The sequence below is a fragment of the Nostoc sp. genome (assembly GCF_036917815.1).
Taxonomy (GTDB): Bacteria; Cyanobacteriota; Cyanobacteriia; order Cyanobacteriales; family Nostocaceae; genus Nostoc.
The window spans coordinates 1-11,664 of the sequence record NZ_JBALEK010000073.1 but is presented as its reverse complement, the minus strand read 5'-3'; the positions used below and the strand labels follow the sequence as shown (position 1 = coordinate 11,664).

Genomic DNA, 11,664 nt, shown 5'->3' with positions numbered 1-11,664 from the left:
ACACTGAACCCTTCCCGAACTCAGAGGTGAAACGCTGCTGCGGCCACGATAGTTTAGGGGTAGCCCTACGCAAAAATAGCTCGATGCCAGGTTTAATTTTTTAAACAAAAGCCTCCTCATGATAATTTGAGGAGGCTTTTGTTATTTGTGTGTTGCAAAACCTTCTTGTCTTTTCACGGTATCTGGAAAACCTCACTTCTATTTCTCTCTTCCTTTAAGGAGAGAGACTTTGAATTTTCCCCCTTCCCTTGTAGGGAAGGGGGTTAGGGGGTTAGGTCAATCGTTAGCTTTTCCACATAACGTGAAAAGTCAGCAAAACCTTCTTGTCTTGCACCTGAATATACTTCTTTGGTCTGAGAATCTAGAGACTGTAACCTTTTCTTTTTTTTCAGCAAGCCCTAACTAAGTTTTGTGGCTAAAGTTATATACCCCTCTTCTGTCATGTCACTTTCCGGAGTGAGCAAGTAGTAACTAAGTGAAATTATCCAGAAGCATAACAGGGTTTAAATTGATTCATTTCACTAATTAATTGATTGAATCCCAGTAATAAATTAGAATTGGGGAAAATATGTATCCAGGGATAAATCAACCAAAATAGTAAGAGTGGTTGGGCAGTGAGACACAGATTATTTAAAGAATATCTACTGTGGACTGGGGAAGATGAGGAGCAGTAAGTCTTTGACCAATGCCCAATGTCTGGTGTTAACAGCTGCATAAATCTAAAGAATGATCTTGGTTGTTCAACTTCATGCGATCGCCGGAAGAAACTTGGGAATGGTTTTGTGTGGAAGTTAGACTAGATAAGAAAAGTGTAATTTCCAGTTATTACAATTTTTGATAGAAGAATAGGCATAAAACCATAGCTCAACTTGTGCCAGCAGACAAAGGGTAATTATTATGACAAATTTGGGAAAAAAAGCATTGGTAAAAAGGCAGTCATCAAAGCGGGTTGCTTGGGTTAGTGCGAAGGCGTTGCCCACCCTAGGCATCGCTGCTAGTTTGATTATGTTGCCAGGAATTTTCTCGACTTCTCCCGTCTTGGCACAAAAAGCAGATAGCAGCAGCAGCACCTCTCTAAATTATGGCGACTTGCTCAAGAAAGTGAAGGCGGGAGAAATCCAAAAAGTCGAGCTTGATGAAACCGAACAGCTAGCGAGGGTTTATCTCAAGGGGCAAAAGGAGAATACACCACCGCAACAGGTGAGACTCCTGGCCCAAAACACAGAGTTAATTAACATACTCAAAGATAAGAATGTTGATTTTGGGGAAGTTTCATCTGCTAACAGTCGAGCTGCTATTGGGCTGTTGTTCAATCTCATGTGGATTTTGCCACTGGCGGCTTTTATGCTACTATTCCTCCGCCGCTCTACTAATGCTTCTAGCCAAGCGATGAATTTCGGTAAATCTAAAGCCCGCTTCCAAATGGAGGCAAAAACTGGAGTGAAATTTGAAGATGTCGCCGGGGTTGAAGAAGCTAAAGAAGAACTCGAAGAAGTTGTGACTTTCCTCAAACAGCCAGAAAGATTTACTGCTGTGGGAGCACGTATTCCCAAAGGAGTGCTGTTAATTGGCCCTCCTGGTACTGGTAAAACTTTACTAGCAAAAGCGATCGCCGGGGAAGCAGGTGTACCATTCTTCAGTATTTCCGGTTCAGAATTCGTGGAAATGTTCGTTGGTGTGGGTGCATCTCGCGTGCGCGACCTCTTCAAGAAAGCCAAAGAGAATGCCCCTTGCCTAATATTTATCGATGAAATTGACGCAGTAGGTAGGCAACGGGGTGCTGGTATTGGTGGCGGTAACGATGAGCGCGAACAAACCCTCAACCAACTGCTCACCGAAATGGATGGTTTTGAAGGTAACACAGGCATAATTATTATTGCTGCCACTAACCGCCCAGATGTTTTAGATACAGCGTTACTCAGACCAGGACGCTTTGACAGACAAGTGATGGTCGATCCACCGGATCTTAAAGGGCGACTGGAAATTTTGAAAGTCCACGCTCGGAATAAGAAAATTGATCCTAGCGTATCATTAGAAGCGATCGCTCGCCGCACTCCTGGTTTTACTGGCGCAGACTTGGCAAACTTACTCAATGAAGCTGCCATTCTTACTGCGAGGAGGCGCAAAGAAGCTGCCACCCTTTTAGAAATTGATGCTGCTATAGATCGAGTTGTTGCAGGTATGGAAGGTACCGCATTAGTAGACAGCAAGAGCAAGCGCTTGATTGCCTATCATGAAGTTGGCCACGCTTTAGTGGGCACGTTGCTCAAAGAGCATGACCCAGTGCAGAAAGTTACATTAATTCCACGGGGACAAGCACTAGGATTAACTTGGTTTACTCCCAACGAAGAACAGGGGTTAATTTCCCGTTCCCAACTCAAAGCCAGAATTACTGCTACCTTGGGTGGTCGCGCCGCCGAGGAAATCGTTTTTGGTCAGCCAGAAGTGACCACAGGTGCAAGCAACGACTTGCAACACGTCACAGGGATGGCGCGGCAGATGGTGACACGCTTCGGGATGTCAGAATTAGGCCCGTTATCACTGGAAAATCAAAGTGGAGAGGTATTTTTAGGACGGGACTGGATGAATAAATCAGACTATTCTGAAGAGATTGCTGCCAAAATTGATTCACAGGTGCGTGAAATTGTCAACACTTGCTACATCAAGGCCAAAGAACTTTTGCAAGAAAACCGTATAGTTTTGGAGCGTTTAGTAGATTTGCTAGCAGAACAGGAGACAATAGAAGGCGATTCATTCCGCCAAATTGTTGCCGATCATGCTGAGGTAGTCGATGCAAAATTGGCTATACCTCATTAGAGATATGAGTGAAAAATAATGTAGAGACGTAGCATCTCAGATTCCCGACTTCCTTTAAGAAGTCGGGAATCTTATTGGAAACAAGTCAGAAGGCTATCTTAGCATTACTACAAACTAGCACACATCAAGTCTTGCCACTGTAAAGCTTAGGCTATTGTATTATATAGACCAAGCAATGTACTACAAGTGGAAATGGACATCATGAAACATAGATTTTGGGCAAGCTATCTGCTTTCTGCCTTAGCCTTTCTTGGCTTCGAGCCTGTAAACACTACTCAAGTTTTGGCAACAGAGTCGGTTTACCAACTGGCACAAGCTAAAACTGCTTACACTCAATATATGCAGCTTGGATATAATGAAACCAAACGGAGAAACTATCGAAAAGCTTTATTGAATTTTCAGCAAGCAGAGCAGCTACGTCCTGGAGATAGATATGCTACTACTGCAATTAGAAATGTTACAAGTTACATTCAACGTGGTAGAAATCGGATCGCCTTTGTCCCTGGTAGACCTGGTAGGGTAAGATCAGCAGGAACACGGGGAAGTTGCTTTCAAGCTGGACAATATCTGATTCCCCTGACACCAACAGATAAGGAAGCTCAACAAACCACAGCAGAACGTCCGACATTCTTTTTCTACGTTCCTCAAACTTCTACAACAGTACAAGCACTAGAATTTGTTTTGCGGGATGGTGATAGCGTTGACCCATTGTATAAGGGAACTTTCAAACCTGTTGGGCAGAATGGTATCGTTAGTGTAAACGTGCCTGCCGATCAGCCACCTCTACAAATCGGGAAAGAGTATAATTGGACTTTTTCGATGATTTGTGATAATAGTAACCGCGATAAAGACTCGTATGTAGAAGGTACGATTGTGCGATCGCAAGATGAAAACCTATCTCTTCAGCTAAACCAACCAAACACAGACTTGGATCGGGCAGTTTTATTTTCAACAGCTGGATTTTGGGAAGATGCTCTGAGAACTTTAGCTAATTTACGTCGCCAGCGTCCTAATGATCCTGAAGTTCAGAAATATTGGGAAGATTTGTTGAATTCAGTAGATATTAAAGATGTTGTAAACAAGCCTTTATTGCCCTGTTGTACTGCTCAGAAATAAATTAATTGGAATTACCATAGTTAAGCCCCACAAGGGCTTAACCCTATATCTAAAGCCCTACAGTGGTGTACACAAGTCCTAAAAACCTAACTTGATAAGGCTTGATATCAGGTTCGATTAAACACTCATAATATCTGTAGGTTTGGTTGAGGAACGAAACCCAAAATTTGATCTATGTTCATGTTGGGTTTTACTGCCGTTCAACCCAACCTATATTGATAGATTTTATTAGATGCGTTGGTTTATACCAGCACAGGGGAGATAGTTATTTGGGGTGAGAATAACGCCAAGGGAAAACAACGCAGTTGGTCGGGGATTCCACTGGAGGGGTTTAAATTGGTCGATCCGAAATATGGACAAGCTTCAGTAAACAGGGGGAGAAAAAGCCGTTTTGAAGGAGTGAAATTGGATAATTTATTTCTTGGAGTTCCCTTACGCATCACGACTCGTAAAAAAATCTCCAAAATTAGCGGCGCACATGCTTAAGACTCACCAAGCTGATGGGTACACTAACTCTAACAAAGTGACTAGGACAGCATTAACCCACTTTTGAGGAGTACCCAAATTATGCTCACGCTTTCCGGCTATCAAATTATTGAACAAATCTACGAAAGCAGCAATTCTCTGATATATCGAGGCTACCGGGAAGCCGATAATCAACCTGTAATTCTCAAAACCCTACGAGATGTTTATCCCTCGCCAGAACGCATTGCTTGTTACCAGCGCGAATATGACATTATCCACAATCTCCATCTCGCTGGAGTTGTTCAAGTTTACGCTTTGGAAATTCATCAACAACGACCAGTTTTAGTATTAGAAGACTTCGCTGGTACTTCTTTAGCTCAATTACAGTTAGCTGGAAAAATCGAGTTAGAACAGTTTCTTAAATTGGGTATTTCTATTGTCGAAAGCCTCAGACAAATTCACGCTGCTAACATTATCCACAAAGATATTAACCCCTCAAATATTGTCTTAAATCCCAACACAAGACAGATAAAAATCATCGACTTTGGGATTTCCACTGTTCTATCACGAGAAACCCAATCATTCAAAAATCCCAATACTCTAGAAGGCACTATTACCTACATTTCTCCTGAGCAAACGGGGCGAATGAATCGAGCGATTGATTATCGCAGCGATTTCTATTCTTTAGGAGTAACTTTCTATAAATTACTAACAGGTAAAGTGCCATTTGAAGGTGATGATCCTCTAGCGTTGATTCATTGCCATATTGCGAAACAACCACCACTTTTAGGGGATAGGGGACAGGGGATAGGGGACAGAAAAGAGATTCCCCAAGTGCTATGTGAGATTGTGATGAAACTGATGGCAAAGAATGCCGAAGACCGTTATCAGTCTGCTTCTGGAATTCAGGCAGATTTAGAACAATGCTTGCATCAACTGCAAAGTAATGGCAAAATCGATGTCTTTGCTTTGGCTAGTCAAGATGTCTCCGATCGCTTTATAATTCCGCAAAAGCTCTATGGACGAGAACCAGAATTAGAGACGCTATTGACGGCTTTCGATCGCATCACCAATGGTACAAATGAACTGATGTTAGTTGCAGGCTATTCTGGAGTCGGCAAATCAGCTTTAGTAAATGAGGTTCATAAACCCATTACAGCCAAACGTGGCAATTTCATCACTGGTAAATATGACCAGTACCAACGTAATATTCCTTACTACGCCATTTCTCAAGCATTCAATGACTTGTGTAATCAATTATTGACTGAAAGTGAATCCATTTTGAGACAATGGCAAGAAAAAATATTAGCTGCTGTTGGCAATAACGGACAGGTTTTAATTGATGTCATTCCCAATTTAAAATTGGTGATTGGCGAACAAGCTTCTGTAGCTCAAGTAGGCGGACAAGAAGCCCAAAACCGTTTTAATCTGGTCTTTCAAAACTTTATCAAGGCGATTTGTCAGGCTGAACATCCCCTCGTTTTGTTCGTTGATGACTTGCAATGGGCTGATAGTGCTTCGCTAAAACTGCTGAAGATTATTTTAAGCGATCGCGATATTCAAAATCTACTCATCATTGGAGTTTATCGAGATAATGAAGTCGATACAACTCACCCTTTGGCGATGAGTTTAGACGAAATTAAAAATGATGGAGGAATCGTATCTGAGATTAATCTCAAAAACCTCACTCCCAAAGATGTGAATGCTTTAATTGCCGAAACATTGTCAGTTTCAACTATCCTAACTCAAGCGTTAACTAATTTGGTTTGTGAAAAAACTCAAGGTAATGCTTTCTTTATCGCTGAGTTTTTGAAATCACTTTATACAGAGAATTTACTCAGCTTTGACTATATAAAAAAAAGATGGCATTGGGATTTAGAACAAATTGAAACCAAAGACATTACTGATAATGTTGTGGAATTAATGACGAGTAAAATTGTCAACTTAGCAGCAAACACCCAAAAAATATTACAGTTGGCTGCTTGTATTGGCAATAACTTTGATCTATCTACATTGGTAGTGATTTCTCAGCAATCAGCCAAGCAAGTTTTAGATGATTTATTACCAGCACTCAAAGAAGGCTTAATTGTTGTCTCAAATAATCAATATTATCTGAGACTATTGAGAGACGAGAAAAAAGCTGCTGATATTAATTGTAAATTCCAGCACGATCGCGTCCAACAAGCAGCTTATTTTCTAATTTCTGAAGGGCAAAAACAAGCAACTCATTTAACAATTGGGCGACTGATGTTGAGCAATACCTCAGCATTAGTTCGAGAAGATAAAATTTTTGAAATTGTTAATCAATTAAATATTGGTGCAGAGTTGATTGACGCTCAAAATGAACGAAATGAATTAGCAAATTTGAATTTATTGGCGGGACGTAAAGCTAAATTAGCAACTGCTTCTGAAGCGGCTTTGGGATATTTTTCATTCGGCATTAAATTACTAGCAGCAGATTCTTGGCAAACAAACTATGACCTGAGTTTGACATTATTTAAGTCAGCAGCAGAAGCAGCATTTGTCTACGGTGACTTCACACAGATGAATATATGGGTAGAGGAGGCAATGCAAAATGCTCAAGTTTTGTTAGACAAGACGAGAGTTTACGATCTGAAAATCCAAGCCTTTGCAGTGCAGAACAAATTACCAGCAGCGATCGCCACCGGTTTAGAAGTTCTCCAAGCCTTGGGAATTAACTTTCCCTCTACTCTGAGTCACTTAGAACTGAGCAAAGCACTACAGCAAACAGCAGATCGTCTGGCAAAAAGAGAAGTTGAAGACTTAATCAACCTACCCCAAATGCAGTCAGCCCAACAATTAGCAGCGATGCAAATTCTTTCCAGGATCATCGGACCCTCCTACCGAGGAGGACATGAGATACTCCCATTCATTGTTTTAAAGATGGTGAATCTATCTCTAGAATACGGCAACACCGAATTATCAACGGTTGGCTATGGAATGTATAGCTTAATTCTTTGTGGAGCCTTGGATGAGATTCCCTTGGGCTATCAATTTGGTAAACTTACTTTGACCTTATTAGAACGCTACGATGCTAAACATCTCAAATGTTACATCATCGCTGTAATTTATACTACCGTCTACCATTGGCAAGAACCACTCCAGAAAACCATCAAATCCTTAAAGGAAGGCTATCAAATTGGTAGAGAGCAAGGAGATATAGAATTTTCAGGTCTTTGTGCAGTCTTTGATAGCCTGCATTCCTGGGCGACTGGCCAAGACTTGGGAGAATTTGAACGGCAAATTAGTGACTACCATCATGCTATGAGTCAAGTCCAAAACAAAGTAGCTCTTTCGTATCTAGCTATTTATTGGCAGTTAAGCTTAAATCTGGTAACGGTATCTGAAAACTCCTGTTGTTTAAGTGGGGAAGTCTATCAAGAAGAACAAATGCTGCTCTGGCATCAGCAAGCTAATGATACAACTGGTTTGGCACATCTATATTACTCAAAGCTTTTTCTGTGCTATCTCTTCCAAGATTTCCCGCAAGCCGCAGCTAATGCCCAAGAGTTAGAAAAGTGTCTAAATGCACTATTAGGACAGATAACCGTAGTACTTTTCAATTTTTATGATTCTCTGACAGCCTTAGCTTTATATACTGATGCCCCACAAGCAAGCTTATTAGCAAAAGTCACAGCCAATCAAGCCCAAATGCAGAAATGGGTACACCACGCGCCGACAAATTTCTTACACAAATTTTATTTAGTGGAAGCGGAACGGTATCGAGTTTTAGGGCAAAAAGCTGAAGCCATAGAGATGTACGATCGCGCGATCGCCAAAGCAACAGAACATGAATATCTCAACGAACAAGCCCTCAGCTATGAACTCGCTGCCAGATTTTATCTGCAATGGGGTAAAGAAAAAATTGCTCAAGATTACCTATTTAATGCCCACTATGCCTACACTCGTTGGGGTGCTAAAGCTAAAGTAGAAGATTTAGAAAAACGCTATCCCCAATTTTTCACCCAAGCTCAAATAAACTCTCAATTTCCAACCTCTAAAATCACCTCCACGAGTACCACCCTATCAACTTCCTTAGATTTAAACAGTGTTCTCAAAGCCTCCCACGTTCTGGGACGAGAAATTAAGCTCGATACTTTATTAACTAAACTGATGACAATCGTCATTGAAAATGCTGGGGCAGAAAAGGGTTATTTACTGCTCAACCAAAATGCAGAATGGCAAATTAGAGCATCAGGAACAATTAACTCAGATACAGTTAAAGTTACTGAAGCTATCTCTATCAAAACCTTCAGTCAACCAATACTATCTAATGCGATTATCGATTACGTTGCCCGGACTAAAGATAGTGTGGTATTACATGACGCGGTTAATGAAGGCAATTTCACTCGTGATGCTTACATTCATCAACAGCAACCTAAGTCTATTTTGTGTTTTCCTCTCCTCAATCAAGGCAAATTGATTGGGATTGTTTATTTAGAAAATAATCTCACAACTGGAGCCTTTACACCAGAACGAATGGAAGTTCTAAATTTGCTTTCTTCTCAAGCCGCCATCTCTATCGAAAATGCTACTCTCTACAACACCCTAGAAGAAAAGGTAGCCAGACGAACTCAAGAATTGTCTCAAGTTGTAGAAGACCTCAAAGCAACCCAAAAGCAACTGGTAGAATCTGAGAAAATGGCGGCATTAGGTGGTCTTGTGGCTGGAGTCGCTCATGAAATCAATACACCTGTGGGCACTAGTATCACCGTTGCTTCTACATTAGCTGATGAAACGCGATCGCTAATTACGACTGTTGAGCAAGGTCAATTAAAGCGCTCAGTTTTAAACAACTATTTGGAAATTGCGAAGGAAAGTACTGAACTGCTTCTCAGCAACCTCAATCGTGCCGGAGAACTGGTGCAAAGCTTCAAGCAAGTAGCTGTGGATCAGACTAGTTTGGAACAACGGACATTTTTCGTCAAGCAGTATTTGGAAGAAATCGTCACTAGCTTAACTCCCAAACTCAAACAAGTTTCCCATACCCTGATAGTGACAGGCGATGAAACTGTGGCCATCAATAGCTATCCTGGGGCTTTGGCGCAAATTATCACCAACTTAGTGATGAACTCCCTGAATCATGGCTATCAACTTCACGAATCAGGACAGTTGCGGATTGAGGTGAAGCAAGAAAGCGAGCGCGTTGTGATTCAATATAGCGATGATGGTTGCGGCATTCCGCAAGAAAACTTAAACAAAATTTTTGAGCCTTTCTTCACCACTGCTAGGCATAAAGGAGGCAGTGGTTTAGGTCTGCATATAGTCTATAACTTAGTTACTCAAAAGCTACAAGGAACAATTGATGTTGACAGTGAAGTGGAAAAGGGAACCCTATTTACAGTGACACTACCTCTATAATAGTGCTGAGTTAGGAGTTTGGAGTTAGCAATTAGCAATTAGCAATTAGCAATTAGCAGTTAGCAATTAGCAATTAGCAGTTAGCAATTAGCAATTAGCAATTAGCAATTAGCAATTAGCAATTAGCAGTTAGCAATTAGCAATTAGCAATTAGCAGTTAGCAATTAGCAATTAGCAGTTAGCAATTAGCAATTAGCAATTAGCAATTAGCAGTTATTTCCCCCATCTCACTTATCTCACTCATCCCTTTTTACGCAATACCATTTTTATTGTTATTTTTTACAAGGTTGGTTGAAAATGCTTGACAATAACCACATTTCCCTTTCATCGCCAGGCGATGAAGTCTTCGTGTTTGAAGATGAACAAGAGCAAATAAGCGATCAAACTCAATTAACTCTTGTGGCGAGAGAATCTCAGGCACAAGAGATATTAGAAACCTGGAAAATGATCATTGTGGATGATGATGCTGAAGTTCACCAAGCGACTAAGTTAGCTTTGAGAAGTTTTACCTATGAAGGAAAACCTTTAATTTTCCTCTCGGCTTTTTCGGGAATAGAAGCCAAAAAGCTGATTGCGGTTCACCCAGATACCGCGTTTATTTTATTAGATGTGGTGATGGAAACTAATGATGCTGGGTTAAGGGTGGTTAAGTATATTCGGGAGGAGTTGAAAAATCAGATTGTACGGGTGATTTTACGCACAGGACAACCGGGAGATGCGCCCGAAGAATCAGTGATTTTGAACTATGACATCAATGATTATAAGTTGAAGGTAGAATTAACTCGCCAAAAGTTAATTACAACTGCGATCGCAGCTTTAAGGTCATATCGTGATTTAATCACCATAGAAAAACAAACAGCACAATTAACTCAAGCATTGCAACACCTGCAAGAGACACAATACAATCTCATCCAAAAAGAAAAAATGTCGGCACTGGGCAACCTCGTTACAGGCATTGCCCACGAGATAAATAACCCAATCAACTTTATTGCAGGCAACTTAAAGCCTGCACAGGACTACGTTCACGACTTATTAGCACTAATCAATCTTTATCAGCAAAAGTTTCCCGAACCGGGAGCCGAAATTGAGTCAGCGATCGCCACAATCGATTTAGACTATCTCCAAGAAGATTTACCCAAACTTATCTCGTCCATGAAAGAAGGTAGCGATCGCATCCGGGGAATTAGCGCCAGTCTTCGCACCTTCTCTAGAGGAGATAGCGATCGCAAGGTTCATTTTAATATTCATGAAGGTATTGAAAGCACATTACTTATCCTCAAGCACCGAATCAAAGCCAATGAGCATCGTCCTGCCATTGAAGTAGTCAAAAATTACAGTCAAATACCTCAAATAGAATGCTTTCCTGGGCAACTCAACCAAGTTTTTATGAATATCATCGCCAACGCCGTTGATGCCTTAGAAGAATCTAACAAAGGGCGTTATTTCCAACAAATTCAAGACAATCCCAATCGCCTCACAATTACCACCGCTTTGTCTGAAGATCGGCATCACATCTCGATCCGAATGCAAGACAATGGTGAGGGAATGTCTGAAAATGTCAAGCAAAAACTGTTTGGTTATTTATTTACCACCAAACCAGTAGGTAAGGGCACTGGTTTAGGATTAACAATTTCCCGGCAAATTATAGAAGAAAAACATGGTGGACAACTCACAGTGACATCTGAGTTAGGCAAAGGCACAGAATTAGCGATCGTCATTCCAGTGGCGAGTGCTGAGTTAGGAGTTAGGAGTTAGGAGTTAGGAGTTTGGAGTTTGGAGTTAGGAGTTTGGAGTTTGGAGTTTGGAGTTTGGAGTTTGGAGTTTGGAGTTTGGAGTTTGGAGTTTGGAGTTTGGAGTTTGGAGTTTGGAGTTTGGAGTTTGGAG

Annotated in this window: 5 protein-coding genes, 1 rRNA gene and 1 pseudogene; 6 read left to right on the top strand and 1 reads right to left on the bottom strand. The window is 41.1% G+C overall.

The window, feature by feature from the left end:
* Positions 1-92, top strand: a 5S ribosomal RNA gene (gene rrf / locus V7K97_RS32145); the annotation flags it as partial.
* Positions 93-481: 389 nt separating this feature from the next.
* Here the strand turns inward: rrf and V7K97_RS22790 are convergent.
* Positions 482-634 (bottom strand): annotated as a pseudogene (locus tag V7K97_RS22790) (IS701 family transposase); the annotation flags it as partial.
* Positions 635-897: 263 nt separating this feature from the next.
* Here V7K97_RS22790 and ftsH point away from each other — a divergent pair.
* From ftsH to V7K97_RS22765, 5 genes are all read left to right on the top strand, one after another.
* Positions 898-2,817, top strand: coding sequence for an ATP-dependent zinc metalloprotease FtsH (ftsH, locus tag V7K97_RS22785; protein ID WP_334803266.1), 1,920 nt, complete (start codon positions 898-900; stop codon positions 2,815-2,817).
* Between the two features lie 201 nt (positions 2,818-3,018).
* Complete coding sequence (locus tag V7K97_RS22780) at positions 3,019-3,933, top strand: DUF928 domain-containing protein (RefSeq protein WP_334803265.1); 915 nt, start codon at positions 3,019-3,021, stop codon at positions 3,931-3,933.
* A 237-nt stretch (positions 3,934-4,170) separates the two neighbouring features.
* Complete coding sequence (locus V7K97_RS22775; protein ID WP_334803264.1) at positions 4,171-4,419, top strand: hypothetical protein; 249 nt, start codon at positions 4,171-4,173, stop codon at positions 4,417-4,419.
* An 81-nt stretch (positions 4,420-4,500) separates the two neighbouring features.
* Entirely contained in the window at positions 4,501-9,780 is a 5,280-nt protein-coding gene (locus V7K97_RS22770; protein ID WP_334803263.1) for a trifunctional serine/threonine-protein kinase/ATP-binding protein/sensor histidine kinase, read from the top strand.
* A 297-nt stretch (positions 9,781-10,077) separates the two neighbouring features.
* Complete coding sequence (locus V7K97_RS22765) at positions 10,078-11,535, top strand: ATP-binding protein (RefSeq protein WP_334803262.1); 1,458 nt, start codon at positions 10,078-10,080, stop codon at positions 11,533-11,535.
* The last annotated feature ends 129 nt before the right edge of the window (positions 11,536-11,664 follow it).

Bases quoted from the DNA above. Each gene is read 5' to 3' on its own strand.
- V7K97_RS22765 (WP_334803262.1), top strand. From the start codon at position 10,078: ATGCTTGACAATAACCACATTTCCCTTTCATCGCCAGGCGATGAAGTC.
- ftsH (WP_334803266.1), top strand. From the start codon at position 898: ATGACAAATTTGGGAAAAAAAGCATTGGTAAAAAGGCAGTCATCAAAG.
- V7K97_RS22780 (WP_334803265.1), top strand. From the start codon at position 3,019: ATGAAACATAGATTTTGGGCAAGCTATCTGCTTTCTGCCTTAGCCTTT.
- V7K97_RS22770 (WP_334803263.1), top strand. From the start codon at position 4,501: ATGCTCACGCTTTCCGGCTATCAAATTATTGAACAAATCTACGAAAGC.